The organism is Pseudomonas sessilinigenes, assembly GCF_003850565.1.
In the GTDB taxonomy this organism is placed as follows: domain Bacteria; phylum Pseudomonadota; class Gammaproteobacteria; order Pseudomonadales; family Pseudomonadaceae; genus Aquipseudomonas; species Aquipseudomonas sessilinigenes.
In genome coordinates this window covers 1,351,173-1,376,058 of the sequence record NZ_CP027706.1, presented here as the reverse complement: position 1 = coordinate 1,376,058, position 24,886 = coordinate 1,351,173, and the positions used below count along the sequence as shown (strand labels likewise).

37 protein-coding genes are annotated in these 24,886 nt (G+C 65.3%); all 37 read right to left on the bottom strand.

The window, feature by feature from the left end; translation table 11 throughout:
- Positions 1-48: 48 nt before the first annotated feature.
- The 37 genes from C4K39_RS06325 to C4K39_RS06150 all read right to left on the bottom strand — a co-directional run bounded on the left by C4K39_RS06325 (position 49) and on the right by C4K39_RS06150 (position 24,883).
- A complete protein-coding gene (locus tag C4K39_RS06325) occupies positions 49-549 on the bottom strand; it encodes a CinA family protein (protein ID WP_124345896.1) in 501 nt (166 codons plus the stop codon).
- Between the two features lie 114 nt (positions 550-663).
- Positions 664-1,026 carry a hypothetical protein gene (locus tag C4K39_RS06320; RefSeq protein WP_068580535.1) on the bottom strand — a complete coding sequence of 121 codons (363 nt, stop codon included), beginning with the start codon at positions 1,024-1,026 and terminating at the stop codon, positions 664-666.
- A 213-nt stretch (positions 1,027-1,239) separates the two neighbouring features.
- Positions 1,240-1,422 (bottom strand): hypothetical protein, encoded by a 183-nt coding sequence (locus C4K39_RS06315; RefSeq protein WP_124345895.1) that lies wholly within the window; start codon positions 1,420-1,422, stop codon positions 1,240-1,242.
- 247 nt (positions 1,423-1,669) lie between these two features.
- Positions 1,670-2,032: a hypothetical protein gene (locus C4K39_RS06310; RefSeq protein WP_176719837.1), complete on the bottom strand. Its 363-nt coding sequence runs from the start codon at positions 2,030-2,032 to the stop codon at positions 1,670-1,672.
- 17 nt (positions 2,033-2,049) lie between these two features.
- Positions 2,050-2,226 (bottom strand): Com family DNA-binding transcriptional regulator, encoded by a 177-nt coding sequence (locus C4K39_RS06305; RefSeq protein WP_083236101.1) that lies wholly within the window; start codon positions 2,224-2,226, stop codon positions 2,050-2,052.
- Between the two features lie 64 nt (positions 2,227-2,290).
- On the bottom strand, positions 2,291-3,301 hold the full coding sequence (locus C4K39_RS06300) for a contractile injection system protein, VgrG/Pvc8 family (RefSeq protein WP_124345894.1): 1,011 nt from the start codon (positions 3,299-3,301) through the stop codon (positions 2,291-2,293).
- 9 nt (positions 3,302-3,310) lie between these two features.
- Positions 3,311-3,523: a tail protein X gene (locus tag C4K39_RS06295; RefSeq protein WP_022642643.1), complete on the bottom strand. Its 213-nt coding sequence runs from the start codon at positions 3,521-3,523 to the stop codon at positions 3,311-3,313.
- Entirely contained in the window at positions 3,516-3,899 is a 384-nt protein-coding gene (locus tag C4K39_RS06290; RefSeq protein ID WP_068580530.1) for a phage tail protein, read from the bottom strand. Before C4K39_RS06290 ends, C4K39_RS06295 begins: the two co-directional genes overlap by 8 nt.
- Positions 3,899-6,235, bottom strand: coding sequence for a phage tail tape measure protein (locus C4K39_RS06285; RefSeq protein ID WP_124345893.1), 2,337 nt, complete (start codon positions 6,233-6,235; stop codon positions 3,899-3,901). Before C4K39_RS06285 ends, C4K39_RS06290 begins: the two co-directional genes overlap by 1 nt.
- A gap of 6 nt (positions 6,236-6,241) precedes the next feature.
- Entirely contained in the window at positions 6,242-6,367 is a 126-nt protein-coding gene (locus C4K39_RS31945) for a hypothetical protein (RefSeq protein WP_022642640.1), read from the bottom strand.
- Positions 6,364-6,933 (bottom strand): phage tail assembly protein, encoded by a 570-nt coding sequence (locus C4K39_RS06280; protein ID WP_124345892.1) that lies wholly within the window; start codon positions 6,931-6,933, stop codon positions 6,364-6,366. Before C4K39_RS06280 ends, C4K39_RS31945 begins: the two co-directional genes overlap by 4 nt.
- A gap of 247 nt (positions 6,934-7,180) precedes the next feature.
- Positions 7,181-7,687, bottom strand: a complete 507-nt coding sequence (locus tag C4K39_RS06275; protein WP_068580522.1) for a phage major tail tube protein — start codon at positions 7,685-7,687, stop codon at positions 7,181-7,183.
- A complete protein-coding gene (locus C4K39_RS06270) occupies positions 7,687-8,853 on the bottom strand; it encodes a phage tail sheath protein (protein ID WP_022642636.1) in 1,167 nt (388 codons plus the stop codon). The genes C4K39_RS06275 and C4K39_RS06270 overlap by 1 nt, the downstream gene beginning before the upstream one ends.
- A gap of 2 nt (positions 8,854-8,855) precedes the next feature.
- Positions 8,856-9,059: a hypothetical protein gene (locus tag C4K39_RS06265; protein ID WP_022642635.1), complete on the bottom strand. Its 204-nt coding sequence runs from the start codon at positions 9,057-9,059 to the stop codon at positions 8,856-8,858.
- 87 nt (positions 9,060-9,146) lie between these two features.
- On the bottom strand, positions 9,147-9,383 hold the full coding sequence (locus tag C4K39_RS06260; RefSeq protein WP_053135617.1) for a tail fiber assembly protein: 237 nt from the start codon (positions 9,381-9,383) through the stop codon (positions 9,147-9,149).
- 11 nt (positions 9,384-9,394) lie between these two features.
- Complete coding sequence (locus C4K39_RS06255; RefSeq protein ID WP_085599271.1) at positions 9,395-10,147, bottom strand: hypothetical protein; 753 nt, start codon at positions 10,145-10,147, stop codon at positions 9,395-9,397.
- Between the two features lie 107 nt (positions 10,148-10,254).
- Positions 10,255-10,791 carry a phage tail protein gene (locus C4K39_RS06250; protein WP_068580518.1) on the bottom strand — a complete coding sequence of 179 codons (537 nt, stop codon included), beginning with the start codon at positions 10,789-10,791 and terminating at the stop codon, positions 10,255-10,257.
- Positions 10,788-11,522, bottom strand: a complete 735-nt coding sequence (locus tag C4K39_RS06245; RefSeq protein WP_124345891.1) for a phage tail protein I — start codon at positions 11,520-11,522, stop codon at positions 10,788-10,790. Before C4K39_RS06245 ends, C4K39_RS06250 begins: the two co-directional genes overlap by 4 nt.
- Positions 11,519-12,514 (bottom strand): baseplate J/gp47 family protein, encoded by a 996-nt coding sequence (locus C4K39_RS06240; protein WP_068580513.1) that lies wholly within the window; start codon positions 12,512-12,514, stop codon positions 11,519-11,521. Before C4K39_RS06240 ends, C4K39_RS06245 begins: the two co-directional genes overlap by 4 nt.
- Positions 12,511-12,843 carry a phage baseplate protein gene (locus C4K39_RS06235; protein ID WP_124345890.1) on the bottom strand — a complete coding sequence of 111 codons (333 nt, stop codon included), beginning with the start codon at positions 12,841-12,843 and terminating at the stop codon, positions 12,511-12,513. The genes C4K39_RS06240 and C4K39_RS06235 overlap by 4 nt, the downstream gene beginning before the upstream one ends.
- A gap of 10 nt (positions 12,844-12,853) precedes the next feature.
- Entirely contained in the window at positions 12,854-13,465 is a 612-nt protein-coding gene (locus C4K39_RS06230; RefSeq protein WP_124345889.1) for a phage baseplate assembly protein V, read from the bottom strand.
- A 3-nt stretch (positions 13,466-13,468) separates the two neighbouring features.
- The gene (locus C4K39_RS06225) at positions 13,469-13,993 is read right to left on the bottom strand and encodes a hypothetical protein (RefSeq protein WP_124345888.1); all 525 of its coding nucleotides are present in this window, start codon (positions 13,991-13,993) and stop codon (positions 13,469-13,471) included.
- A gap of 18 nt (positions 13,994-14,011) precedes the next feature.
- Positions 14,012-14,527, bottom strand: coding sequence for a hypothetical protein (locus C4K39_RS06220; protein WP_124345887.1), 516 nt, complete (start codon positions 14,525-14,527; stop codon positions 14,012-14,014).
- Positions 14,528-14,557: 30 nt separating this feature from the next.
- On the bottom strand, positions 14,558-15,121 hold the full coding sequence (locus tag C4K39_RS06215) for a glycoside hydrolase family 19 protein (RefSeq protein WP_022642626.1): 564 nt from the start codon (positions 15,119-15,121) through the stop codon (positions 14,558-14,560).
- A 12-nt stretch (positions 15,122-15,133) separates the two neighbouring features.
- Positions 15,134-15,742 (bottom strand): tail fiber assembly protein, encoded by a 609-nt coding sequence (locus tag C4K39_RS06210; protein WP_068580506.1) that lies wholly within the window; start codon positions 15,740-15,742, stop codon positions 15,134-15,136.
- Between the two features lie 7 nt (positions 15,743-15,749).
- Positions 15,750-16,790 (bottom strand): phage tail protein, encoded by a 1,041-nt coding sequence (locus tag C4K39_RS06205; RefSeq protein ID WP_124345886.1) that lies wholly within the window; start codon positions 16,788-16,790, stop codon positions 15,750-15,752.
- Positions 16,791-16,872: 82 nt separating this feature from the next.
- Positions 16,873-17,364 (bottom strand): tail fiber assembly protein, encoded by a 492-nt coding sequence (locus C4K39_RS06200; RefSeq protein WP_124345885.1) that lies wholly within the window; start codon positions 17,362-17,364, stop codon positions 16,873-16,875.
- A complete protein-coding gene (locus C4K39_RS06195) occupies positions 17,365-18,294 on the bottom strand; it encodes a gp53-like domain-containing protein (protein WP_124345884.1) in 930 nt (309 codons plus the stop codon). It lies immediately after the preceding gene.
- Between the two features lie 138 nt (positions 18,295-18,432).
- Positions 18,433-18,951: a phage tail assembly chaperone gene (locus tag C4K39_RS06190; protein ID WP_068580498.1), complete on the bottom strand. Its 519-nt coding sequence runs from the start codon at positions 18,949-18,951 to the stop codon at positions 18,433-18,435.
- Entirely contained in the window at positions 18,951-19,871 is a 921-nt protein-coding gene (locus tag C4K39_RS06185) for a glycine-rich domain-containing protein (protein ID WP_124345883.1), read from the bottom strand. The genes C4K39_RS06190 and C4K39_RS06185 overlap by 1 nt, the downstream gene beginning before the upstream one ends.
- 13 nt (positions 19,872-19,884) lie before the next feature.
- Entirely contained in the window at positions 19,885-20,283 is a 399-nt protein-coding gene (locus C4K39_RS06180; RefSeq protein ID WP_124345882.1) for a phage tail assembly chaperone, read from the bottom strand.
- A gap of 2 nt (positions 20,284-20,285) precedes the next feature.
- The gene (locus tag C4K39_RS31750) at positions 20,286-21,224 is read right to left on the bottom strand and encodes a hypothetical protein (protein WP_225926562.1); all 939 of its coding nucleotides are present in this window, start codon (positions 21,222-21,224) and stop codon (positions 20,286-20,288) included.
- A gap of 10 nt (positions 21,225-21,234) precedes the next feature.
- Positions 21,235-21,834: a YmfQ family protein gene (locus C4K39_RS06170; RefSeq protein WP_124345881.1), complete on the bottom strand. Its 600-nt coding sequence runs from the start codon at positions 21,832-21,834 to the stop codon at positions 21,235-21,237.
- Positions 21,822-22,862: a baseplate J/gp47 family protein gene (locus C4K39_RS06165; RefSeq protein WP_124345880.1), complete on the bottom strand. Its 1,041-nt coding sequence runs from the start codon at positions 22,860-22,862 to the stop codon at positions 21,822-21,824. Before C4K39_RS06165 ends, C4K39_RS06170 begins: the two co-directional genes overlap by 13 nt.
- Positions 22,852-23,250, bottom strand: a complete 399-nt coding sequence (locus C4K39_RS06160) for a phage GP46 family protein (RefSeq protein WP_124348320.1) — start codon at positions 23,248-23,250, stop codon at positions 22,852-22,854. Before C4K39_RS06160 ends, C4K39_RS06165 begins: the two co-directional genes overlap by 11 nt.
- On the bottom strand, positions 23,250-23,759 hold the full coding sequence (locus C4K39_RS06155; protein WP_068580487.1) for a phage baseplate assembly protein V: 510 nt from the start codon (positions 23,757-23,759) through the stop codon (positions 23,250-23,252). The genes C4K39_RS06160 and C4K39_RS06155 overlap by 1 nt, the downstream gene beginning before the upstream one ends.
- 83 nt (positions 23,760-23,842) lie before the next feature.
- Entirely contained in the window at positions 23,843-24,883 is a 1,041-nt protein-coding gene (locus C4K39_RS06150) for a phage baseplate assembly protein (protein ID WP_085599305.1), read from the bottom strand.
- Between the last annotated feature and the right edge of the window lie 3 nt (positions 24,884-24,886).

Genomic DNA, 24,886 nt, shown 5'->3' with positions numbered 1-24,886 from the left:
AACACCTGTATAAGTAGCCAGTATTATTCCACAGCGTTCGAGGATCGCCTACCCCTGATTTGCGATTTCTGCCGCCGCATGTTGCAGCAGCCCCTCTAGGGCGGCCTTCACCGTTTGTCGGCGGACCTCGTCCCGGTTCCCCGGAAAGTGCCGGCACTCGGTAATCAGCCTATCCCCCACGCCCCAGGCCAGCCACACCGTGCCCACGGGTTTGTGCGGTGAACCGCCATCCGGCCCGGCAACGCCACTGACCGCCACGGCAAAACGCGCACGACTACGAACCTGGGCACCACGGGCCATGGCCTCCACCACCTCGCGACTGACCGCCCCCACCGACTCGAAAAGCCCGCTGGGCACCCCCAGTTGCTCGGTCTTCTGGCGATTGGAATAGGTCACATAGCCTGCCTCGAACCAGGCCGAGCTTCCTGGAATCCGGGTGATCGCCTCGGCGATCCCGCCCCCGGTACAGGACTCTGCCGTGCTGACGTGGGCATTGAGAACCTGCAGGCGACGGCCAAGTTCCGCGGCAAGCTGAGTGATTTCTTTCACATTGATCTCCTGATGAGGCGGGCATGTGCCTAACCTACACCAGGCCCCATGGCTTGCAAGTGACAAGCCGTCCCAGGGCCCTCAACCCTCGTGAGGCCCAGGCCCTGGGGCAGATCAACCCAGGAAGTCCCAGGTCAGGGCAATGCCAGCGGGTCGTGGGGTACTGGCAGGCACCGAAGTCCCCAGCCACAGCCCTTTACCCGCAGGAACGAACAACGGATAGGGCAGCACGACTTCCGAATGCGACCCGGCGGCGCTGTTGCCATTGCCCGAGAAAATGATGGGCACGGTCCTGTCGCCGGGGATTGTCGGCGCCACCTGACCACAGTAGAGGTCGACGGCGCCGTTGGATGGCGCGATGTACCCCGTGCGAAGGGTGACGCCATGGGTGTTCTTGGCCGGGTCCACGATGGTGGTGATACCGGCAGGAATCGGATAGATCGATACGAAGTGGTTACCCACTGGAACTGCTTCCATTTTTTCACCTTGAAGTCGATTGTCCTGCGCAGGATTGCGCAGGGTCTGTCGCTCAAAGGCGATAAGGCGGAGCTCCAGGCTCTCTCGTTTGCCACTGTGCCGGGTGTCCCGTGCCCAGTGCACGCCACAGCTTGCGCAGGGCTCTGATCCGTAGCGTTCGATGGCAACCACACAGGACTGCCACACTCACGGAACGCTGCCTGCCACGGCAACCTACACCGCGTTCAACGCCACCTTCAGCGCCGCCAGGGTGTTGGTGACCTGGTAGTTGTTGGTGTCCGACCCCTGGTAGATCACGCGATAGTTACCCTGGTCGATCACTTTGGAAACGCTGCCCACGGAAACCAGCGCTGCCTGACCGTTCACGGCGGTCACCGAAATGTATTTCTCAGCCATGTTTGTTTCTCCTTGTGATTGAAATGCTCCCCGGACACCCTTGCCCGGGAAGTTTTTTGCACCCGACCAGCCACGCGGCAGATCACCGCCCCAGCGGTCGTTAATGGCACAAAACAGAGAGCTACCGCCCGGCCAATCGGCCTTGGGCAATAGCCTTGGCCGCCTGTCGCGGCAAGATCGTGCGGCATCCAACAGCTTCAGTATCCAAGCCGTTATCCGCACATAGAGGACGGTCCCGCCCCAGGCGTCAGCCCAGCAAATCCCACGACAGCCCCAGGCCACCGGTGGGGGCCGCGCCAGCCTGGAAGCTGCCGCTGCTGGCCCAGATACCGTGCCCTGCCGGAATCAGCAGCGGATAGGGCAGGAACACCTGGGACTGCTCGCCGGCACGCCCCGGGTTGTTGCTGCAAAAGACGATACGAGTGTCGATATCGCCCGGGCTGGAAGGTGCCTTGGGCGAGGCATAGAGGTTCACATAGCCGTTGCCGGCAGCGGCGTTGGCGTAGCGAATGCACAGGCCGTCGGTGTTCTCCGAAGGGGCGACCAATTGCACCACGCTCCCGTTGGGGTACAGCGCACGAAAGTGTTTACCGATTTTTGCAGCTTCCACAGTTTCACCTATTGAGTTCAATGATCTGGCGCGCTGGATTGCGCAGCCATGTCGCTCGATGGCGATCGCCCGAGGTTCAAGCCCTTCACATGATTCAAGGTGCCGCAACGCGAGCACTTGATCTGGAGCTCCGTAAACTCGCCCACCCGGGCGAGCAGTCGTTTGCAACTACCGCATCTGCATTCTTTGAGCATTTCTCAACTCCTTTGATTTCAACCGTCCTGGCCCGCAACGCCCAGGCCACGCGCCACCCCGCCCCTAGTCACCCAGGCAGCTGGCGTTGACCAGGCAGCGATAGCTCTGCTCGTGGCTGCCGCTGGCCGTCACCTTGTCGATCGACCAGCGCCCCTGCATGAACCCCGGCCAGCTTGAGTCCAGCAGCAGCAAGCCTTCGGCCGCCAGGGCGGGATTGCCCGGGCAGTCGATGTTGACCTTGCGCGCCGCCCGCTCCAGCTTGCGTATCTCGCCTTCCGCCGCTGCCCGTGCCTCGGCCTCGCTCTGATACCGCTGGCGCAAGGTCTTGAACGGCTTGATCCCCAGGCTCACCCGCCGCTCCTGACCCGCCGCAGCGTCCCACCAGGCCGTGATGCAACCGCTGTACTTCATCCGTGCTTCCTCATCGAGTGAGGCGGTGATGAAGGCCCGGTCCCCCGGTCGGTTGTCACGGGTCACGCTCAGCGTCACATCTTCCAGCGGCTTGCCCGAGAGGGACTTGACCTGGCCGCTGCGGGCCAGCACATAGAGCCCGTTGATCGGCTTGGTGACCGCGTCGTAGCGCCGAGCCAGGCGCGTCAGGAAGCCCATGTCGGTCTCGTTGGACTGGTCGATGTGCTCGATGGCCTTGCCTTCGAGCTCCGGGGCCACCCGGGGCGAAAAACCATGGCGGCTGACCAGTTGGCGAAACAGTGCGCCCAGGGTCGTTGGCCCATGGCTGGCACTGCGACGCTGGCGGAAACCACTCTCATCGGCCGCGCCAAAGGGCGCGGCGGTGGCCACCAGCTTCAAGCGCATGGGGAACAGCAACGGGGTGCGCTGGTTCACCACGAACAAGCCCTTGTCCACCAACCCGGTTTCCCGATAGCCGACCCGCAAGCCGATCTTCCCGCCCAGGCTCGGCAGGCCCTCCAGGCCCTCGATGTCCAGAGTCAGCTTGAGCTGGTCGGACTCGATGCCCGCGGCATCCACATGCTGCCAATCCAGCAAGCGCTGCATGATCAGCTCCGAGTTGGCGCCGTAGATCTCCACCACGGGTGTAAATCCAAGTGTCATGTGGCCTCCTCAATCCCAGGCCGAAACCGGCGCCAGCGCCCGCGGCCGCGCTTCCACTTCCGGCAGCAGCACCCAGACTCCGGCCGGCAACACAGGCCCCAACTCCGCGAGACCGGGATTGAGGCGCCAGAACGCCTCCTCGACCTCGTCGTCGCTGCGGGCCAATTCGCGGTACAGCAACAGGTTCGCCGAATCGCCGGCGATGCTTCGAGCCCTACGCATTGACGAACTCCTCCAGATCCAGCACCCAATCGATCAGCATCGCCGTACCGTCGTCGATGACCGAGCTCTGGGTTTCGGTGACGCTCTTGATCACCCAACGCCCCCAGTTGCGCCCCACACCGTCGATCAACGGCAGCGGCACGCGGCGGGCTTGCAAGGCGCGCAACTCGTCCAGACGCGCCATGGCCACGCCGTACATGGCCTTGCCGGTGATTTTCAAGGTTTCCAGGCCCTGCCCGCCCTGGTTGGTGCGCGGTTTGCTCACCAGGATGTTCAGGGGCTTCCAGCCCCCATCGGTGGTGCGCACCAGGGAGTCATAGGCAAAGCTGCGGGACAGGCCGAAGATGAAATCTCCCAATGCCATCTGCTGTTTCATCACGCCACTCCATCGGTCAACGCCGCGCCACGCCGCACGGCCAGTGAATCGCCCATCAGCGGCAGCCACTGCGCCTGCAGTTGCTGAACCACCCGGTCAGCCAGTTGCTGGGCACTGGCCTGGTCCTGGCCGTGGATATGCACCACCGGGGCAAAGTTGATCTGCCGGTTCTCCGCCTGGGCTGCCGCCAGGTTCTGGCTGACCGCCGCCGGCGCGGCCAGGCGGTCCGCCTGGCGCCCAAGCTTGTCACCGAGCCAGGTACCGGCTTCGCCGCCGGCCAGGCCACCCAAGGCGCCACCCAACAGGCCACCGATGGCAGTACCGACACCCGGGAAGATCAGCGTGCCGATCGCCGCTCCGGTGCTGGCCCCGGCATACGTGCCCGCCAAGCCACCGCCGACCGAACCCACGGCGGCCCCGACCTTGCCGGAGTCACCCTCGCGCCAGCCCTGTACCAGGTCGACTCCAGCCTCGATCAGGCTCAAGGGGCGGAATAGCTTGCCCATCAGCTTGCCCCCGGCCCCTCCTGGAAGTCGCGGCGCCCCGCCGGAAAAACGCCGGCCCATCGTGGAACCCACCCGCTCAGCGGCCAGGCGCGCCATGGCCGTCGCTCGGGTGGCCAACCCGGCCATCGCGGTTCCCAACCGCGATGACAGCTGCCCGGCGCTGGCAGCCACCCTGGCAGAAGCCTGCCGGGTCATCGTGGCCAATCGGGTCCCGAGGCCAGACACCGCCGCGCCCAGCCCCCTGCCCGCCGCTTGCACGGCGGCCGCGCTCCTGCCGGCCAGGTTCGCAACCGTGCCCGCCATGCGCGAGAACACCGGGCCCAGCCGTGAGCGAATACCACCGCCACCCGCCCCTCCCGCCGGAGGTTGGGGCCCGCGAGGCTTCTTGCCCAACGAGAACAGGTCACTGACATCGGTGTAGAGGCCCTTGAGCTTCACCAGCGCCGAAACCGCAGCCACCGAGACCGCCAAGGCAGCGGCCACATGAGGGAACATCTGCGCCAGTTCGCCGAACTTCTGCAGCACCGCCCCAGCGCCGGTCAACGAATTGCCATAGTCGGCCAGCACCGCCGAACCCACGGAGCTCTTGAAGCCATCGACCTGGGCATCGAGGCGGTTCCACTGGGCCTGGGGCGTTTGCGCGGCCTCCTGGGCAGCCTTGGCCACCGCCCCCTGGCCATCCCGCAGCGAGCTGGCGTACTGCGGCTTGTCCGCCACCAAGGCAAAGGCCTGGGCCAGCCCGTCCAGGCGTGGCAACAGCGCCTGCAACGCGCCATTGTCGGCGAACAGCTGCGCGGCGATGGCGCCCTGGCGTTCGGCCGGTTGCGCCTGCAACGCCGCAAGCACCGACTGGATCGTCTGCGGCGCCTGGGTTTGCATATCGCGAGCCACGGCTCGCGGATCGAGCTTGAGCTCACGCCAGGCCGCAAGCTGCTCCGGCGAGGCCTTGTCACCCTGGACCAGGGCCTGGCTGAACTGGGCCAATGCCACTCCGGCACTGGCCTGGTCGGCCCCCGACTTGAGCAAGGCGGCCAGCAGCGCGGCCGCTTGTTCCGGGCTCATGCCCGCGGCCATGGCGTTACCACCATAACGGCCGAGGATCGAACCGATGTCCGCCGCCGAGACCTTGAGCCCGCTGCCCAAGTGCTGGGTGGCATCGGCCAGGTCCAGGCGTTGGCCGCGGTCGAGCTGCATCGCACTGCGCCAGCCCAACAGCAAGTCCCCCGCCTGCTTGACCTTCAACTCCAGGCCGGAGCCGACCAGCGCCGCATCCCGGGCAAAGTCCAGCACCTGCTGCGGCTGGTACTGGGCCGAAGCGCCCGAACCCTCGACGCCGACCCCAGCCTTGGCCGCCGCCAGCCCGACCCGCACCAGGTCGGTGGCCGTGGCACCGGTGGGCGCCACCAAGGGTTCGTTGGCCAGCTTGATGTGCTGCTCCACCATCTGCCGCTGCTGCTCGGCGGTCAGCGGCAGCACCCGCTTGAGCTCCACCATCGCGGTATCCAGGCCGATGGCCGGCTTGAGATGGCTCAGGGGCTTGTTGTCCAGCACCGAGGCCTTGGCTGGCTGCGTCGCAGCAGGTGCGGCCAGGACCTGGCGGTCATTGAGGGTCATCAGCAACGAACGCTGGGAGACCAGCACGCCCCTTAGGGATTCGACCACCGCCAGCAGTCGTTCCTGCCCGCGAACCAGCTGCCTGAGCCCGCCGCCAAGGGCGCCATCGCGCTCCGGCAAAGGGGCCGACCACTGCAACGTCGCTGCAACATCGGCGGACAATCCGCCAGCCTGTTGCACCGCGGCGAACCTCAGGGAAAAGTTACCTTGTGCCATCGCACGCTACTCCTTGTTCAGGCCCAGGCGGGTCATCGCTATGTCGTAGCGACGCATTGCCTTGCCGGCGTCCCACTCCAGGATCTCGGCCTCGGTCACCGAGTAGATCAGCGGCACCACATCGAGGATCACTTCGATGTCGCGCTGCGAAAGAAGTCCGCCGGTTTGTTTAAAAAATCGTCGATGCGCACCTGCAACTGGGTCCAGTCCGGCACGGTCAGCATGGCCAGGTCCGGGATCATCAGACCGGTGCAATGGGCGGTGATGAACTCGGCCCGTTCCTTGGGCGTCGCGAGTTTCTTCATCACCCTGGTCGCGCGCAGCGCTGGCATCTCCAGGGTCAGCGACGTCCGGCCCTGGCCGGCCAGGGCCAGCGGCAACAGCAGCGGTACCTGGTCCGGGTCGGCCTGCTCGTCCTGCTCCAAGAAGTAGGAAGTCGGACGGGTCGACATATCGTGTACGTACTGGGCAATGCTCACGTAGTCCGGACGTTTGAGCTGGTCCAGCTCCTTGTCGGACAGCCCCGTGGCGAGCTTGGCCAGGGCGAAGAACTGATCGTCTTCATCATCCCCGGCACGGGCCAGGGCGTCTTTTTGCGCAGCGTAGAACAAAGGCTTGAGCGTGATCCGCTCAAGGGTGCTGCCATCGTCGCCGGTAATCGGCGCCAGCAGCACATGGACCGGAGGTGTCCAGGACATGAGATCAATTCCTTGGAAAAACAAAAACGCCGCCGGCGGCAGAACACGTCAGGCACCGGAGGCATGGAAGGGCAATGCCGATCAGTTGGGGAACTTGCAGGAGCGAGGCTTGCCCGCGATGGACGCCAGAGCGCTGGGTTTATCCACTGGCTTTAACGCCCCTCGCGAGCAATCGAGCGTCGACCAACTGCTCCTACAGGGGATCACCGCGCTTGACTGACTGGCATTAGCAGAAGGGTCGCGCCTTTTAGGGCAGCAACACCGCACGCCGCGCCGCGCCGAGGATGTCGACCCCGTTGAGCATGAACTTCTGGGTGCGCACATCGACGTCGATCACCGGCACGCCGTTTTCCAGGCGGTTGTAGGTACGGCAGCTCAATTCCAGGGTGGTCTTGGGCTGCTCGCCCATCTTCAGCGGAGCCTCTTCCAGCGACTTCAACTTGCCGCCCACGGTGTGGTAGATGAAGTAGGTGTTGCCGTCCTGGTCCTGCCCGGCTTCCCGGACGTTGAGCAGGATGTCGTCACCCACGCTGACGCCCAGGGCCAGCATGATTTCCGGACCTGCGCCCTGCAGCACCAGCTTGGCCCCCAGGACCTTGCCGCCCTTGGCCATTTCCTCGCCGATGAAACGCCCACCACGCATTTCCTGCATCTCGAACTCGATCTTCGGTGGCGTGAACTCCTCCACCGTCGCCGACAGCGGCAGGCCTTGCAGGGTGGCCGCGATGGCCTGTCTGACTCGGTTGGTAAACATTAGAGAACGTCCTCCAGGAACTGCTCGATGATTTCATCGCGGGCATTGAGTTGATAAATCATGTGCTCGTTCGGCGCGTAGCGGCCGTAGTCGATGACCACGTACCAGGTGCCGTTCTTGTACTTCTCGACGCTGTTGAGCTCGGGGTGCAAGTAGACCTTGCCGCCCGGGATGGTCTCGTCGGCCACCAGGGTCTGCAGCCAGTCGTTGATGCGCTTGACCTCCTGGTCCATGAACGACTTGGTCAGGTTCTTGGCCATGGCCTTCTGCCCGGCCTTGACCAGCTTGCGGCTGATGGCGTCCTCCAGGCCGACGTAGCTGATGAACTTGCCGGTGATGGAGCGGTTGCCCAGCAGCGAGAAGCCGCCCAGCACGGTGCGTGCGTAGTAGCTGATGCCGTAGCGGTTGAGCAGGTCGCCCTCGGTGGAGGTGTCGAGGATGTTGTATTCCACGCTGCGCGAAACATCTTCGGCGAAGGTCACCTGGTTACCCGGGCTCTCCCACTGCTTGACCTTGGCCAGGGCCGCGATGGCCAGGCTCGACGGGGCCAGGAACACATTGGCCTTGGCCGCCTTGGAGTACACCGCCGGCAGGTTGTGCACCACCAGGCAACGGTCGAAGCCCAGGTCGGCGCCGCCCAGTTCCTTGCTGTACGCCACCTGGTCGGCCACCGAGGCATCCTTGCCATCGAGGACCACCCGCGCCTTGATGCGCTTGCCGAACGCGGCGAACTCACCGGCCACCGCCTTGCTGCCGGTGAAGCCCGGGGCGCCGATGATGGTCAGGTCCTCGGGCACGCTGCTCAGGGCCGCCAGGCCCAGCTTGCGCCCGGTCACCGCCTCGTCGCCGCCGATCACGTTGTTCAGGGTGTCGGCCGGGGTCGCGCCCTCGTCGACGATCACCACGTAGACCGGCACCTTGACCACCTTGAGGATCTGCAGCACCGCCTGGAACAGCGTGCCGGCCTCGGCGCCGGTAGGGTCCAGCAACGCCTGGGTGCTGAAGTTGCTGATGCGGATCGGCGTGTTCTTGGCCAGCGAGGCATGGGCGTTGGGCGCGGTGCCCACCAGGCCAATGACGTTGTCACCCAGGCCACCCATGGCCTCGGGGGATTCGCTGGCATTGACGGTAATGCCGTTGTGCTCGAAGTTCAAAACCTCAGCCATGGTCAGTCAGCCTTCTTGGTCGCGGCCTTGGCGGCCTTGGTGGATGGGGTCTGCGCCGCAAGGACGCTGGTCAGCTCCAGGCGCCCGGCACTGCGCAGCGCGCTGGCCTGGACATCGAGCAGGTCGAGTTCTTCGCCGACGCTCGACCAATGCCCACCACCGGTGGGGAATGGCACGAGCACGGTGTATTTCTGGCGGATAGCCATATGCATGTTTCTCCAGAGACAAAAACGCAAAAACCCCGGGACGGGGCTTTGTTCAGGCGTAAAAAAACCGCTTGCGCGGCAGAAGGGTTACTTGAGGAATTCCGGCTTGGCCGGCCAGGCGACCGCATCCGGATCGCTGCCCTGCTCGGGAATATCCCGCAGCCCCTGGCGGTAGGCGGCGAACGCCGGACGATTGGCTTCGCCCATGGGGTAGTCGGGCATGGCGGCATAGTCACTGGCGGCCAGGTCTTCATCGCGCGCCTTGCGAATCATTTCCCACTTGATGATCGGATGCAGCTCGGCAGGTACAAAGGTAGGTTTCATGGTGTTGTTCCTTAGCTAATGGCCAGCATGGTGCCCCAGTCACCTGGATTGGTGACCGCGCCGGTGCAAGCACCGGCCAGCATGATTTCAATCAGTCCGTTGGACGAAGTTCGCATTGGATGCAAGTGGAAATAGGCTCCAAACAACGCCGAAGGAGACATCACGGTCGAGCACCAGCGCCATTTGCCCTTCTCGGCACCGTGACTCCAGGCGCCAGCGATCGACCCTTCAATCACTCGCACGAAAGCACCCAGGGTCAGCGAGGTGTTCAGCGGTACCGCAGCGGCACCGTTCGCCAATGCCTGGTCGCTGGCGTAGGGAAAGGCCAACCAGGGGCTGGAGTCGATCTGGGTCCATTTCATTTGCCAGACGTTGATCGCCCCGCGCCAATAGTCCGATGCCCGGATATCGAAATTCGGATACTGCTCCCGGACATCCGCCTGCACCTTCAGCATGAAGTCGACATCCGCAACCGGGCGCCCCATCGCCTGGGACACCGAAGAAATGGCACGCAGTTGAGTCGTGGTGACCTGGGCATGAATGCCCCAGTTGTCGATCAGTGTCCCGGCCGAGTTGGGTAAAAGGGTGAAGTTCTTGGTAACGGCCAGGCGTGGCAGGCGACCCTGGAGATCCGCAAGTTGCGAGTCATATTGCTGGCGAGCCTTGGCAATGGCCTGGTCGATCTCGCCGATCTTGCCCGTGACAGTATTGGTCAAGTTGTTCGCCGCGTTTACCACCGCGGCCAGTTGCTGTTCTGTACTCAAAGTCCTAACTCCTTAGATTGCGTTGCGACTGTTCACAACGGCGTTGCCTATTCAGCACCAGTGACTGAACCACTTCACTGGCACCTGCAAGCCTGATTCGAGGCCCGTCAGACGGTCCTTTTTTCCAGGGCTCGCAGGCGAAACAGCACGTCGAGGCCCCGGTTCATATGGTCGATGCTGGCCGCCGAGAGCGTGGCCAGCTCATCTGCCAGCAAGATGTTGAGATTCTCGCTCCCGACCACCACGGTCACGCTCTGGGCCGGCAACGGCGAGATATCCAGGGTGAATTTCTGCAGCACCCGGGCAGCGGCGGCCTTGTACGTCAGCAGCTTGCCGGCCACCGAATACACCGCCAGCAACGTACCGCTGGCCAGGTAGAAACCGAACTCGCCAATCTCGTATTCGTCCGCGCCATCGAACAGCGCCGCCATCCGTAGCTGGTTCGAACCCAGGTCCTCGTAATCCACGATTGCCACCCGTTGCCGCTCATCGCGAAGGCTGGTTTGCGAACCGCTCGGATCGTAGCGACCGGTACCGGCGCCGATGTGGGTGATCTGCCCTTTCAAGCCTTGGTTCTTGGCCGCCAGCACTTCCTCCAGACCGGCGGAAGTGAAGCGAACCAAGCGCGTAATGTCTTCTGTCATAGCTGCGCCCTGAGGTCGTAGTCGTTGATGGTGTAGTGCTGGGCAACCCCAGCATTGTTGAGTCGGGCATCGAGCCCGAATTCAGGCAGCACGCCGGCCAGGCACAGCTCGCCATCGCTCAATGGCGTACCGGCCCCAGCGCCCAGGCCCAAAGCCCCATGCAGGCGGATCTGCGGCAATGCGCCCGGGTGGCTGTCGTCGCCGATGCTCAGGCCCGGCTCGGCCGCCGCAGCCACGCCCAGGCCGGCAGCGGTCTGGTGAACCACGGTGATGGTGCCCTCGTCGCGCTCGCTCCTGGCGGCGTTGATGCGCCGTATCAAGCGGTTGTGATCGCCACTGGACCAGTCCCGCACGATGACGGCCTGCACATCGAAGGTGTAGGGGTGTGCCTGGGGCCGTTGTTCGTACCAGGCCGCGATATTGGGCTTAAAGCCCAGGGACTCGACCGCATGGCTCAAGGCCTTGTGGGTCCCGGCCTGGCGCTGGATCTGCCAGGACAACGCCACGGTCAGGCGCTTTTCGGCTTCACCGGCTCCGGCATCCCACTCGTTGACCCCACGGTCTGCGGCCAGGTAAGGCAGGAACTGCGCCGGGGTACGGGCCGGGTCCATCAACTGGGGAAACGGCGGTGCCACACGCTCCAGCAACCGGGCAAACCCCAGGTCGAGAGCCTTTTCCAGTGCCGAGCTGTTGCTCGGTAGCAAGCTCGAAGGTGCATTGTCTTCGTTCATAGAATCCGCACCTCCACTTCAACCCCCAGGCAATAAGGCGCCTGGAATGCACTGGTGACTATGGGCTGCAAGGGTTCGAGGATCTCCAGTTGCACCGCGCCGGCCTTGTGCAAGGTGAAATCGATCCAGCTCGGGTCGACCCGCCCCTCCAGGCGGTGACAGCTGTCGGCGTAGGCCTGGAGCTGTTGCTGTGTCGCGACCTTGGTCAATCCGGAATCGGGTCCCGGATTGATCTTGGCCACCACGCGAATCCGGTAGGGCAAGATTTGCGCTGCCTGGACGGTGACCCGATCCGTTTCCGGCTTCACATCCGGGCGGGCGAAGTGCCTGCGCACGCCATCAAGCAACTCTGCCGATGGCGTGCCATCCCCGGAGCGTGACAGCACCGTCACCATCACCTCCCCCGGCGCCGTGCGCCGGGCGTTGCCATCCTTGACCTGGGCGGCGAAGCCATCCGGGTCGAAGGTGTAGGTGACCGTCACCACCCCGGCGGCGCCGGAGTCGACCTTGACCACCGGCCGCTCCCCCAGGGTGAAGATCTCCCGTCGATACTGCATGCGCGAACCGGCCGCTGGCGCGTGGGGCGCCAGGTAGTAGCGCAGCCGCGCATCGTCGTCGCTTTCGTATACCGGCGGCACCGGCGGAAAGGCCTGGTCGTCGCCCGGCACCAGCAGCTGGCGCTCCAGGCCCATGTCGGCCAGGCGCGCGTCCAGGTTGCTGCCGGTGGCCCACCACGCCAGCATCTGGCGGATCCGCGCGTTGTACTTGCGCTCGTGGGTCTGCAAGCGCACGCAGAAGGCCTCCAGCGCCATGGTCAGCAGTTCGCTTTCGTTGTCCAGGCTGGTGCGCAACTTGGTCGCCTGCTCCGGGGAACGGGCAGCCACATAGTCAAGGACGAAGGCCTTGAACTCGGCCAGCAACGGCTCGAACTCATCGACCTTGACGATCTCCGGTTCTTCGAGCTGGTTCTGCCCGGGAATCAGCATGCTCATGTCACCACCTCGAAGGATTGCCGGCGGTTGTTCCAGGTCCCGGCGAAGCGCAGCAGCAAACCCGCGCCCTGGCGGCTGGCGACGATGACCTCGGGCTCGAAGTCGGCAATGCCGTTAGCCTTGTTGTAGAACGCCTCGGCGGCGTGGCTCTGGGCCAGGACCAACAGGTCGTCGCCAAGATTGCGCCCCAGCAACTGGGGAATCAGCGAACCGTACAGCGGCCGCTTCTGCCGGGTGCCCAAAGGGGTGGTCAGCGCCCGGGTGGCACGCTGGACAAATTGCAGCCAGTCATCGACCGCTGCCCCGGTGTATCTATCAACGCCGATCATGGCGAACTCCTTATGCGGTACTGATGACTCGGCCCTGGTGCTCCACCAGCGGGCCGCGCAAGTGCACACCTCCGGCGTCCAGCCGCAGGCCGCTGGCGCCCAGGCTCAGGTCCACGGCATCGGCAGTCATCACCAGGCGGGCATTGCCAAGGCTCAACTCCAGCGCCTCACGGCTGCCGCTGAATGCCGCCGGGCCGTTGCTCCAGTTCAGGGTGTGGCTGGTGTCGTCGTAGCTGCTCTGGCTGCCGTCGCGGTATTGCCGACGGGTCAGGCCGGCGACCGTGGCGGCCGGGGGAAAGCGCTGGCTGTTGAGGCCGAACAAAGCCACCGACTGGCCCCCGCCCTCCCCCGCGCCATGGTTGAGCAACAGGCATTGCTCGCCCACCGAAGGAATGCGCGACTCGCTCTGCTCCCCGGCGCTGGGGTTGAAGAAACGGATGGCCGGGGTCAGCAGGTCGCCATGGCTGACCCGGCAGGTATTGCTGGCGGCGTCCACCGAATGGCAAATGCCGATCCGGCAGAAACTCTCGGCACGCCGATGCAGGTCGTCCAGCTCGGTTTCCATCTCGGCCAGGCGCTCGATGATCGGGGCCAGTTGCACCCTAAGGAAGGCATCGAACATGGTTCAGTCCTCCAGGGCTCGGTATTGGCTCGGATCGTCGATGCTGGAGACTTCCCAGGTACGAGCGAACAACGGCTTGCCCACAGGGTCATCCAGCAGCGCCGGCCCCAGGTAGATGGCCTGGTCGAAACTCAAGCTCCAGGCGTCATGGGTCGTCTGCGGATCGGTCACCGGCAAAGGCTGCGCGACGATGTTGCCCGCCGCGCCACACTGCTCGGCCGACCAGCCCCAGCGGTTATCCGCCAGCACCGTCAGCAGCCGGCTGGCCAGGTCCCAGGCGGCCTGGGTCGAACCCGCCTGGCGCGGCACACACAGCTGCAGGACGATGCGCAGCAACTGCACCTGGCGCCCCTGGGAGGAACGCGGGGCCTGCTGGTTACGCTCGATATCCAGCAAAAACCACGGCTGCCCGGAGGTGTTGCCGAAGTCCTGGCGCGTGCCCACCTGCAGGCCTGGTTCGGCCTGGCGCAAGCCTCGCTCGATGGCCTGCAGCAGTTCGGAAGGTTTACGAATATCCGGTACGGACATGAAAGTCTCCTGTTCCCCTCAGGGATGCCGGGCCACCGCTGGGGCGCCCTGCAGCAGCGCCTGGGACTCGCGCACCCACTGCTGCAACGCCTTCAGTTGCTCGGCGTTGGCGTGGCACTGGTTGTAGTTGTCGACGACGCTGGCGGCGACGGTAGAGAGTGCAAGGCCCGAGGCGGCGCCATCAGTGCCGCGGGGGCCTCCGGCCACGGGCAGGTTGCGGGCGCCGGCGTCGTGCACCCGGACAAAACCGGCAGGCACCACGCAAGCACTATCAGCGGCTTGGGAAACATAGATAGGAACCTCCTTGGTAATCGTGGCGCCCGCCTGGTAGACCTTGACGATGCGGTCGACGTACTCGACCACCACCTTCTCCTTGACCGTACCCAGGGCCTGGCCCTGTTCGAAGGACTGGCGCAGGCGCGCCTCGTCCAGGACGTGGTTGCGGCTACGCTCGCTGCCAACCCCGGTGATGTAGCCCAGGGCATAGAGCAGCCCGGCCATGACCGCCACGGCCAGCCAACTGCGAATGTTCATGCTGATTCTCCTTGGCGCACGCCGGCAGCCTCAGGCGGCCGGCAGGCCCAGTACCGAGCGCGCCCGGCCCCAGAGCTGGCGGCGATCTTCCAGGCCGTTCAAGCCGCCATTGATGCGCCGGGTGATGGCGTTGAACTCATCACGATCGGCCAGGGCATTGAGCCCCGCCCGCTCCCAGAACCAGGCTGCCGATTCGGCGGCCCATTGCGCCTGCTCCAGCAGCTCGGGCAACTCCAGCAGGCGCTCGTCGCCGAACAGGCCGAGGCTGCACTGGCGATAGTTGCTGCGCCCGGTGACCTGGATCAGCCCACGCCCGCGATAGCGCTGGCCGTCGCCATCGGCCTCGGGGGTATTGCCCAGCCGCGCGGCCAGGGTGCCGGTGTCGTACTTGCTCAGGTACTGGTCGTTGCCCAGCTCGCGCACGTACTGCAACTGCCCCGATTCATGGCCGATCTGCGCCAGGAACGCCGCCTGGCGCTTGGGCGTATCGATCTGCCGGCGAGCCATGGCAGCGTTGAGCGGGGATACGAAAACGCCCGCTTGGCGGCGGGCGTTCGGCATGATCTTGAGCAACTGCTCTTCAGTGATCGACATAGAGAATTCCTTTCATTTGTTCTTCCCACGAAACAGCGCGAACAGTGGGTTGGATGGAGCCTTCAATACGGAAGGCGCCAGTACCGGCCACTCGATCTCGGACGGATATCCGGGCTGCTGTTCGATACGATTCAAGGCGATGCAATAGCGCTTCCAATCGAGCAAGGCGTTTTTCTCCTCGGTAGAGGCCTCTCCAAGGTCGACGGCGTACTGCAGGGGGGCCAGGCGGATAGCTGCCTCACGCAAACGGTTGTCTCGCTCCAACAGCAGCTGTTCCAGAGTCGCGGACTCCCGGGCCTCACGGTCAAGCTGCCAGCGATCATCGTGCCAAACGTGATAGGGATCGGGACGGGGCTGGGTGGTCAGTCCCTCGGGCAGATCACCCAGGCGCTCCCAGGTACTTGCCGCGCCACCATGGATCTGGAATACCTGGCCGCGATGATCAGGCAACAGTTGGGGAGCACCATCGACCCAGGCCCAGGCAAATCCCTTTTCGGGCGGACTCAACTCGCTGGGCAATTCCACGGCATTGGCCGGCAACTGCACACCCAGCCCGGGAACCACAGGAAATACCACCGGCCCGATCAACGCTCCGGCAGGGCTCACAAGATATTCAGGCATGAGAACCTCAGATAAGTTTGATACGGCCGGGATAGGCGATGTTTCGCGGACGCACCATGCCCCAGTAGATACTGGAGATCACCTGCGTCGCACCCGCAGCGTTGTAATAGATCATTCCATTGAACGAGGTCGGATCGACCCCCACGTTAGCCAGTTCGCCAATACCGTGCACCGCCGGGGCCTGGCCGTTGTCGCCGGTGATATTGGTCCCGGTTTGCCAGCTGCCCGCCCCACGCCCGACATCGACCCCACGATCCTCGTCAAGTACCCGCAGGAATTCGCCCTGGGCCTCGGGCAGGCGAAAAGTCGATACACCATCACCGTAGCTCCAGCCCCCCGCACGATCGTTGTCGGGGCGCAACATGCCCGATTGCTTCGCGTGATCCCACAACCAGGGCCAGTCGGCGCGGTTCAGCAACTTGCCGTTCAAGGCGCCATATCCACCCGGGCTGAACTGGGTCGTGGTCTCGAAGAACATTCGCCCAAGGGCAGCGTTGTCATAGCGCCCGACCGGCCACCAGCCTCCCGCCCCATCACTGCGCAGATGCCAAAAATCACCAGCGCCCATCAACACCAGGAAACCGTACCCTGCGGCACGCAGATGGGTGTGGAACTTGATGGTGTCAGCCCCCGTGCATTGCACCAGTACCCGGTTGCCACCGTTGTCGAGCCGCCGCACGATCACGTCGCGCACACCCAGTACCGAGTCCGCCGCAGGTAGCGTCAGCGTAATCGGTTCCTGTGCGCCGTTGACCATCACCAGACCCAGGTCCTGCGCGGCCAGGCTTCTGGAATGGTTGATCTGGAGCACGCGCGAAAGCATGGGACTGGCGTTGGCCAACATGACCTGCAACGCCTTGAGCAGCTGAGCGGTATCCGCTTCATCCGGTACAAGCCCGGCGCGGCCAATCACCGTCAACAGCTCCTGGGTAATGCTGTTGCCCCAGGCGGCGGGGATCAGCGACCCGGGAGTTCCGGCCACAGGATTCTCATCGACGAACTTGCCGTTGAGCAGGCCTATGCCAGGAACGCTTTTGGGATAATCCACTGTTCTACTCCTGCATGTTTTTTCCAATGAACAAGGCCTGGGCATGCCGCCCCATCGGCCTCACGACGCCTGCTGGCCCGCATCAGGACGCTGCATCCGGTGCCGGTTGCGCGGGCTTTCTGGCCCGGGTGCGCTTCACCGCGGGAGCCGCTGCCGGTGCCGGCATCACTTGTACGGGGCGCTTGTCGCTAGCGGGGAATTCGTCCTGGGCCGGCCATTGGCGCAACAGCCGCCGATAATCCTGCAGGCTCTGGAATTGAGCCGCCGACAAGCTGGTGGCGCCACCGGCGTCCAGCTCATCGCGATGGCGCGCCACCACGCCGTCGGTCTCCTGCAATTGGCCGTCGCGCCAGGCCCGCTCGATCAGCGCCAAGGTCTCGGCCGAAGGCCCGGGGCGTTCCACCAGGATCGGCCGGCCCAACTCGTCGGCAGCGATGGCCTGGCCCTGGGCCTGGCCCTCGAACAGCTTCTGGTACTCCAGGTCGGTAATCTTCACCGCCTGCTCCAGCAGCGCCGGTTCATGCTCGTCGGAGCACAGGAAACCCAGGGTCTGCGCTAGAAAATACTTGCTCATTCAATACCCCCAAACCAGGATGCGGCCGCCAATGGGATTGGGCACCGGTACGTTGTTGCCGATGATGTCCCGGGACTTGGCCACCACCACCGCCTTGTTGCTGCTGGGCAGGTCGAAGGCCCAGACCGTGGTCCGGCCCGTGGTTCCCCAGCCCTGGGGATGACTTTCGTTGGCGATGCCGCCCAGCACTGCGTTGGGAAACTGGATGGGGAGCGACAGAGTCATGTTGCCATTGCTGTCGGAACCGCCGATGAGCCATTGCACGATCAAGCCACTGGGCAATTTCTGGTACCCCGTGGTGTTCAACGAACAGGCAAAACCCGGCATGTAGCGCATCGGTACGCTGCCCAGCAGCGCCGTCCACTCGCCATTGAGATGCTTGACCAGCACCACCGAATCGCCCACGCCGAACTCGAAGCTACTCAGGTAGCCGTTGCCGACGGCGATCTTGTCGCCACCATTGACCACCACGGTCATGGCCCCGGTGCCGGTGTTCATCAGGTACAGGGCGCTGCCATTGGCGATGGCCGGTCCGGCCGCGGGCAAGGTGATGCTGTAGCCGCCATAACCGAAGCGCACGCAACGACCGATATCGGCGGCGGTCAGGGTGGTGGCCGCGTTGTAGACCGCCACATCGCGCAGCGAGCCCAGGGCGCGTTGCACGAACTCGGTGGTGGCCGCCGACTTGCCGTTGTCGAACTGCGGTTTGGTCTGGAACAGCGCACCGCTGCGCAGCGCGGTGATCAGCTGGTTGTTGCTGCCTTCCAGCGGAGCGATGCCCGCGGCCGACAGCACATTGAGGATTTCATCGGTGATCGCGTTGCCCCAGCTGGCCGGGATCAGCGACCCCGGTGTGCCGGCAACCGGGTTTTCATCGATGAACCGGCCATTGACCAGCCCGGAGCTGGGCACGCTTTTTGGATAGTCCACAGGTGATGTCCTGATAAGGACGCCCACCGCTACGTCCCGGGTGCAACGCGGCTCGGCCAGCGGCCAGGCAACGTCGGCACCCGGGTGGCGGGCAGGCGTCTTGAGATGATTGAAAACGGCTCGAGGGATTCGCGCCGGTCATTGGCCAGGCAGGTTGCCTGGCAACCATTGGGGGGCTTGCGGGCGCGCCGCCACGGCCGGAAACCCCTGGCAACCGGGCCATTCGCGCAAGGCCTGGCGATACTCCAGCAACTCCAGGTACTGCTGCGCGCTAAGGCTGGTGCCGCGACCCAGGTCCTGTTCATCGCGGTGCCGGGCCGCCAGCCACTGGCTGGCTTCCAGGCTGTCGCTGCGCCATTGGCGCTCCCGGGCTTCCGCCCCCTGGGCCACCACTTCGGCCACATGGGCCCGGGCCACGGCCTCCAGCTTGTCGCCTGGCGGTGTCGCCAGCGGCGCAGCCACCGGCTCACTTGCTTCAGCCACCGAAGCCGGCACAGGGCTGGCCTGCAACTCCATGCCCACCCGCACTTCGCGCCCCGGGGGCGCAGGGTGGATTGACGCGAGGAACTGCGGGGCGAACAAATCAGCGATGGCGTAGTCGCCGGTCTCGATCAACTCGACCACCACGCCCTCTTCCACACGGACATAACGGGCCATCACGCGTACTCCCAGATTTCACAAAAGGCACCGCCACCGGCGCCGCTCAAGCAGGCAGCGCTGGCGTTGTATGAACAACTACCGCCACCGCCCGAACCCCGCACCCCGGCGAAGCCTGTGGTGTTCAAGCCCGTAGCCGCTGCCCCGCCGTCGAACGGACTGGCTGCGCCGCAGCCCGCCAGCGTGCCCCAGTTCGGATTGCTCATGGCATAACCGCCCTGTATGCCACGGGCGCTGGAAAGGTTGCCGCCCGTCACCACGCCGCCGCCTACGCCCCCCTGGACGAATCCGGGGGCAGTCGAAACAAAGGTGATCACCTGGCCCCCCGTACCTCCAGAGGCACTCATGTAGCTGCCGAAAGAGGCGCTACCGCCGCTGGTGCCCGCGACTGCACGCGCCTCGCCACCGGCACCCAGGGTAATAGGCACCCCCGCCAGCATCTGTGGGGTCACGTCGAACAAGCCCTCGGCATAGGCGCCGGAACCACCGCCGCCGCCCACGGTGAAACTACCTGCGGGCACCGGCTGGCAGCCGCCGCCGGAACCACCGGCGCCCACCAGGCGTACGCGAATGCGCTTGGCCCTGGGATCGGGTCGGTACAGGGTGATGCCCACGGTTTCGAACTGCTTCACCGCCAACAGACGCCCGCTGGCATCGCTGATGCCGTAGCCGCCCAGGGTGGTGGGGGTGTTCTTCAAGCGCTTGAAGTCGAGCAACTCGCCAATGGCCTGGGTCAGCTGGTCAGTCTTGCGTTCATCCGGCACCAGGCCGGCCGCCTTGATGACGTTGAGGATCTCCTGGGTGACGCCATTGCCCCAGTCGGCGGGAATCAGCGATCCCGGCGAGCCGGTCAGCGGGTTTTCATCGACGAAGCGGCCATTGACCAGGCCCGCACTGGGTACGCTTTTCGGGTAATCCATGGTTCATGTCCTGTCAGTGGGGCAACTTCGCCAGCCACTTGGGCGGCTCGGGTCGCGCTTGGGTTTGCGACTCGCCGGCCGAGGCCGGCCAGTCCCGCAGGGCCTGGCGGTAAGCCAGCAGCTTGGCAAACTGCTTGCGTCCCAGGGTCGCCGGGGCATCGGCGTCGAGTTCATCGCGGTGGCGGGCCACCAGCCAGTCGGTCCCGGCCAGGGCCGTGCGGCGCCAGTCGCGCTCGGCTTGTAAAAGCGGCTGCTGTGGTTCGGCGGCAAGGCTGTCCGGAGCCGGGCTGAACAGCTCATCCTGGTAGCGCCAGCCGACGGTCACCGCAAGGCCTGGCGGCAGCTCGACGCCACCGTCGATATCGCCGCTCACCAGGGCCGTCACGACGCCCTGTTCGATAAAGGCTTTCATTCCTAGGCCTCCCATCTGACACGGGCGTTGATCACCCCTGCGCTACTGGTGTTCTGCGCCCAGGACAGGATCAGTACACGCCCCATGTAGCGATCGCTGAAACCACCTTCGGGCATGACCGATGTCGCCGCCCTGAAGTTATGGCCAGTGTCCTCGGCCACGATGCTGTAGTCGGTCTTGACGAGATCGTCGTAGTCCATCATTCCCGCAACGTAGGCCCGGGGTTTCCTGGCCCAGTTCAGAGGCAGCGAGTAACTGCCGCTTGCTCCGGACCAGACCCCCACGGCTTCCAGCCGCGCCTTGTTGGCCAGCAAGGTCAGCTTGGGCAAGGTCCCGGCACCGGCGGTGACCACCTTGGCCAGGAGCAGGTCGATGCAGGTGGAATCGAAACCACCTCCGGAGGCGCCGGCGGCGCCCTTGAGCGCAGGGGGAACGGCGTCGTTGTCGGAGCCCTTTTGCAGGTAACAACCCAACGCCCCACCCATGACCTGCATGCGCAAGAAATACGTGCTGTTGATATCCAGGTCTGGGGAAATCCAGGGCACACTGTACAGCGCCCGCGGACGGGCGGTGATGCCCACCAGGGCTTCTTCGCCCAGGCTGACCAGCACCCCGCCGGGCACCATGACCGTGCCGCCCGCCGCAGCCGTACCCGGTGTCACCGCGATACGCCCGTCGGCCGTGGCCACGGTGGGAAAAGCCAACGCGGCCAGGGGCTGGGCATCCTGGGCCAGCACGCCCTTCAAGGCCCTGAGCAGCTGGTCCGATTCGCTTTCGGCTGGCGTGATGCCCGCCGCACGAATCACATTGAGCAACTCCTCGGTCACGCCATTGCCCCAGGCGGCGCTGATCAACGAGCCCGGCGTCCCGGTCAGCGGGTTTTCGTCGGCAAACCGGCCGTTGACCAGCCCCGCGCTGGGCACACTTCTGGGAAAGTCCATCACCTGCCCTCTAGTCGTAATTGATATGCACCCGGGTATGGGCCGGGGCGCTGCGGTGGATCAGGCACTCCAGGGCCGATCCGGGGTTCATGCCGAAGCGTTCGCCCCAGTAGCTGGCGCCGTAGCGCCGCCCGAGCAGCAGCCGGCCGCCGGTGTTGAGCGTCCACATGAACTGCGCCTGCCAGGTGCCGAAGTGCGCCGAGCCGAAGCGGGCGCGGCCCATGCGCGGAGCCTCCAGTTCGGTAATGGTGGCGTTGGGGTAACCCTGGCTGCGGGCGATTTCCACGTAGTAGCTCAGCGCCTGGCTACCCACCGCCAGCAAGCGCCGGCGCACCGCCAGGCGGCGGTCGTCGAACAACGGCGTGGCCCCCAGGCAGGGGTCGGGCAGCTCCATCACCCGCTCCCAGTCCGGCACCAGTTCGCTGACCCCGGCCGGGTCCATCTCGTTGAGCAGGTCGGCGGCCCTGGCATCCAGGCGCGCCAGTTCCTGGGCGATGCCTTCGAGCACCTGCTCCAGTTCCGGTACGTGCTCCGGGTCCCAGGCTGGGCCGCTGGGCAACAAGCTGCGCAGTTGTTCCTGGTACTGGGCCGCGCTTCTCATTCCAGCCATACGCAACCTCCGAAGGTCAGCAGCTGGTTGTTGGCGGCCGGTACGTCGGCGCTGGGCGCCATCAGCTTGTGGTCGTTCTCGCCGGCGGCACTGCTGATGGCTTCGGCGATATGGGTCAGCAGCAAGGTTTCGCCGAGACCGGCTTCACGGTGGTGCAGGTCGCGCAACTGGGCTTGCACCGCGGCGCGCACGGCGCTGGTGTCCGGGCTCAGGCGCAGGCGATAGGTCACCGGCTGCTGCACCGGGGCCAGTACGTGGACCTCGGCGGTCACCGGTCGCAGCGGCTCGATATGCGCTTGCACCTCGGCCAGTTGCGCAGCATCCGGCACCGGGTGCGGATCGTCGTCACGCATCACGAACAGGCCCACGGTGCCCGGCCCGAGGTAGCTGCCGCGGCACCAGGCGCGGGTCACGCCGGGGCACTCCAGGGCCCAGGTCTCGTAGTCCTGGGCCGAGCCGCCATGGGGAATGACCCGGTACGAACGGATCACCCGCGAGCGCAGCGACTCCAGGCTTTCGCGCGCGACGCCGCCCACCAGCCCTGGCGCCAGCACCGTGAAACTGCCGCTAATGCCCTGGATCGGCTGCACCGGGATCAGGCTCAGGCCGGCCTCGGCATTGCCCAGGGAACCGGCATCCAGGGCAGCGATGCTGGTGCTGTTCAGGCCGCTGCTGGTGGTCCGCGCGGCGGTTACCTTGTAGCTGCGGCCATCGCTGGACTGCAGCAGCGTATCGACATCCAGCACCGCCCCGGCCGACGCCATGAAGCTGACGTTGCCGCTGGCCGCCTGGGCGGCCTTGCGTGGCTGGTTCAGGCGCAGCGCGGCGATCCGTTCCAGGGTCGACTCATCGGCCTTGTCCGGCAGGATCTGCTCGGCGATCCAATCCAGGTAGCCATACAGGCCAAAGGCGGCGCCGCTGAGGGTTCGGGCCAGGACTTGGGCATCGGACTGGCGCAGCGAATCGCTGGCCAGGTCGCTTTGGGTGCGCTTGATCAGCACCGGCAGCGAAGGCGTTTCAAACGGCATAGGTCACCTGCCAACTGTGTTCGGGGTTGATGTCCAGGCGCTCGCCACCGGCCAGTCCCAGCACGATGCGCAGGTTCAGGCGTTGGGCGTCGAGGCGTTCGCTGCTGATGTCGACGGCGCTGCAATGGCCATCGTCGATCAGCCATTGCAGGGCTTCGCGGGCGTAGAACTCGGCATCGAGCTGGGTCTGGCGGGTCAGCTTGACCCGGCGCAGCAACCACAGCCGCGAGCCGATGCGGTCGTCGGCCACCGTGGGAAAACTGTCGCCCCACCAGCCGAAGCGCTCGTCATCGTCGAGCACGTCATCGTCGGCGGCGCGGCGCCAGGTGTAGAGGCTGATCAGCACCGCGCGGGTCAGCGCGGTCTTGAGGTCGTGGCTGAGGAACATCATGGGCCTCCCACCGGTGCGCCGGTCTGGCCTGGGCCCGGCTGCACGCCGGCATGCGGGTGGCGCATCTGGCTGATGCCGCCGGCCACCTGGTCGCCCTGGGAGACGATCTTGCCGGTCTGGGTCAGGGTCGGTGTATCGATGTTCACCGCCGTGGCCGCCCGGATGTTCAGGGTGTCGGTCTGGATATCGATCACCCGGCCACGCTTGAAGTGCACCTTGTCGCCTTCGTCGGTGTAGATCGCCACCTCGCCGGGCGCCAGGGCCTGGAGGCGGTAGCGGCGGTCAGCGACCACCAGCACCACGGCGTGGGAGCGGTCGCCACCGAGGAAGGTGGCGATGCCTTCGGCCCCGGCCAGCGGATTGCTGGTGAAACCGTAGGGCTCGAAATGCTCCATGTCGTCATTCACCTCGCCGGCGGTCAGGCGCATCTGGAGCGATTGCAGTTTGTTGGCCGAGTTGGCGAGCACGACGGTGCCGCGCGCCAACAGGCGTGTCAGTAGGCTCATGGTGGATTCCTTGGCTGGCCCGGGCCCGACGCATCGGGCAGGCAATGGCAGGCCCCGGTGGCCTGTACGCCGCCGGGGGCGGCTCAGGTTTTCGCGGGGACGGGGTTGGCGTCGAAGGTGTGCGGCGGCGCCACTTGCAAGGTGGTGATCGAGCCTTGTTCGGAGAGCGAATAGGTGACCTTGGAGATCAGCATGTCCTGGTCGAAGCCCAGGACCTTGTCGATCACCCGCACCAGGGTGTTGTGCCGCCACAAATCACCGTTGCCCTGGCGCCAGCCCTGGACCCGATAGCTGGTGGTCAGCGCCTTGCCCATGCGGGTGGCGCTCTCCCAGTCGGCCCGCTGCTGGGCCAGTTCGGGGGTCAGCTGCGCGCTTTCGCTGATCACCGTGACCCGCTTGCGCGCCATGCTCGGGTCCCGGGCCTGGCCCGAGACCTCGGCGACCGCAGCGCCGCTTTTCTGGTCGCTGCCCTTGTGCTGGCCGATGACCCGGTACTCGGAGAACACCTGGCTGAAATCCATCGGCGCATTGGCCGACAGGATGTTCTTGCCCAGCTCCAGGGCATCGCTGGCCCGCCCGCTACTGCCGGGCTTGGCCAGCAGCACGCGGCCCTCGGCGTCATCGGTGGAGAACACCCGGTACAGGGTCAGCAACCGGTCGATGGACTGGAACACCGTCTCCCCGGGCACGATGCTGTGCTTGCCAAGCTTGGCGGTCTGCGGGATCTCGCTGACCACGCCCACGCCATAGGCGCCCGCCAGGGCCTGGACGATGCTCAACAGGCTCTGCTCCTGCCACTGGCTCGGGCGGTTGATGGCTGCGCAGTCGGCCAGGTCCTGGGTCAACGAACTGCCTTCGATGCTCAGGCTGACCTGGTGCGCGTCATAGCTGACCGGCGCCTTGTACACGTAGCCGGTGAGCACCAGGTCGCTGCCGATACGCACCTGGCAACGCGAGCCGGGCTTGATCGGCTTGACCTCCAGTTGCCCCGGCCACTGCCAGGTGATGTTGAGGCTGAAGCTGCGGAATTGGCGCTCCAGGTCCGCGCTGATCTCGACGCTTTTCCAGCCGCCGTAGTCCAGGCCGTCAACGGTCAGGGTGACGGCATCTTGTGCTGGGTTCATGGC

Coding starts and splice junctions, on each gene's coding strand:
- C4K39_RS06170 (WP_124345881.1), bottom strand. CDS start 21,834: ATGGCTGGAATGAGAAGCGCGGCCCAGTACCAGGAACAACTGCGCAGC.
- C4K39_RS06220 (WP_124345887.1), bottom strand. CDS start 14,527: ATGAACATTCGCAGTTGGCTGGCCGTGGCGGTCATGGCCGGGCTGCTC.
- C4K39_RS06265 (WP_022642635.1), bottom strand. CDS start 9,059: ATGGCTATCCGCCAGAAATACACCGTGCTCGTGCCATTCCCCACCGGT.
- C4K39_RS06180 (WP_124345882.1), bottom strand. CDS start 20,283: ATGAAAGCCTTTATCGAACAGGGCGTCGTGACGGCCCTGGTGAGCGGC.
- C4K39_RS06290 (WP_068580530.1), bottom strand. CDS start 3,899: ATGAAACAGCAGATGGCATTGGGAGATTTCATCTTCGGCCTGTCCCGC.
- C4K39_RS06165 (WP_124345880.1), bottom strand. CDS start 22,862: ATGCCGTTTGAAACGCCTTCGCTGCCGGTGCTGATCAAGCGCACCCAA.
- C4K39_RS06160 (WP_124348320.1), bottom strand. CDS start 23,250: ATGTTCCTCAGCCACGACCTCAAGACCGCGCTGACCCGCGCGGTGCTG.
- C4K39_RS06260 (WP_053135617.1), bottom strand. CDS start 9,383: ATGAAACCTACCTTTGTACCTGCCGAGCTGCATCCGATCATCAAGTGG.
- C4K39_RS06305 (WP_083236101.1), bottom strand. CDS start 2,226: ATGCTCAAAGAATGCAGATGCGGTAGTTGCAAACGACTGCTCGCCCGG.
- C4K39_RS06225 (WP_124345888.1), bottom strand. CDS start 13,993: ATGTCCGTACCGGATATTCGTAAACCTTCCGAACTGCTGCAGGCCATC.
- C4K39_RS31750 (WP_225926562.1), bottom strand. CDS start 21,224: ATGGACTTTCCCAGAAGTGTGCCCAGCGCGGGGCTGGTCAACGGCCGG.
- C4K39_RS06150 (WP_085599305.1), bottom strand. CDS start 24,883: ATGAACCCAGCACAAGATGCCGTCACCCTGACCGTTGACGGCCTGGAC.
- C4K39_RS06240 (WP_068580513.1), bottom strand. CDS start 12,514: ATGAGCATGCTGATTCCCGGGCAGAACCAGCTCGAAGAACCGGAGATC.
- C4K39_RS06245 (WP_124345891.1), bottom strand. CDS start 11,522: ATGAACGAAGACAATGCACCTTCGAGCTTGCTACCGAGCAACAGCTCG.
- C4K39_RS06315 (WP_124345895.1), bottom strand. CDS start 1,422: ATGGCTGAGAAATACATTTCGGTGACCGCCGTGAACGGTCAGGCAGCG.
- C4K39_RS06300 (WP_124345894.1), bottom strand. CDS start 3,301: ATGACACTTGGATTTACACCCGTGGTGGAGATCTACGGCGCCAACTCG.
- C4K39_RS06230 (WP_124345889.1), bottom strand. CDS start 13,465: ATGTTCGATGCCTTCCTTAGGGTGCAACTGGCCCCGATCATCGAGCGC.
- C4K39_RS06190 (WP_068580498.1), bottom strand. CDS start 18,951: ATGGCCCGTTATGTCCGTGTGGAAGAGGGCGTGGTGGTCGAGTTGATC.
- C4K39_RS06210 (WP_068580506.1), bottom strand. CDS start 15,742: ATGCCTGAATATCTTGTGAGCCCTGCCGGAGCGTTGATCGGGCCGGTG.
- C4K39_RS06270 (WP_022642636.1), bottom strand. CDS start 8,853: ATGGCTGAGGTTTTGAACTTCGAGCACAACGGCATTACCGTCAATGCC.
- C4K39_RS06280 (WP_124345892.1), bottom strand. CDS start 6,933: ATGTCCTGGACACCTCCGGTCCATGTGCTGCTGGCGCCGATTACCGGC.
- C4K39_RS06250 (WP_068580518.1), bottom strand. CDS start 10,791: ATGACAGAAGACATTACGCGCTTGGTTCGCTTCACTTCCGCCGGTCTG.
- C4K39_RS06235 (WP_124345890.1), bottom strand. CDS start 12,843: ATGATCGGCGTTGATAGATACACCGGGGCAGCGGTCGATGACTGGCTG.
- C4K39_RS06275 (WP_068580522.1), bottom strand. CDS start 7,687: ATGTTTACCAACCGAGTCAGACAGGCCATCGCGGCCACCCTGCAAGGC.
- C4K39_RS06320 (WP_068580535.1), bottom strand. CDS start 1,026: ATGGAAGCAGTTCCAGTGGGTAACCACTTCGTATCGATCTATCCGATT.
- C4K39_RS06295 (WP_022642643.1), bottom strand. CDS start 3,523: ATGCGTAGGGCTCGAAGCATCGCCGGCGATTCGGCGAACCTGTTGCTG.
- C4K39_RS06215 (WP_022642626.1), bottom strand. CDS start 15,121: ATGTCGATCACTGAAGAGCAGTTGCTCAAGATCATGCCGAACGCCCGC.
- C4K39_RS06185 (WP_124345883.1), bottom strand. CDS start 19,871: ATGGATTACCCGAAAAGCGTACCCAGTGCGGGCCTGGTCAATGGCCGC.
- C4K39_RS06155 (WP_068580487.1), bottom strand. CDS start 23,759: ATGAGCCTACTGACACGCCTGTTGGCGCGCGGCACCGTCGTGCTCGCC.
- C4K39_RS06285 (WP_124345893.1), bottom strand. CDS start 6,235: ATGGCACAAGGTAACTTTTCCCTGAGGTTCGCCGCGGTGCAACAGGCT.
- C4K39_RS06200 (WP_124345885.1), bottom strand. CDS start 17,364: ATGAGCAAGTATTTTCTAGCGCAGACCCTGGGTTTCCTGTGCTCCGAC.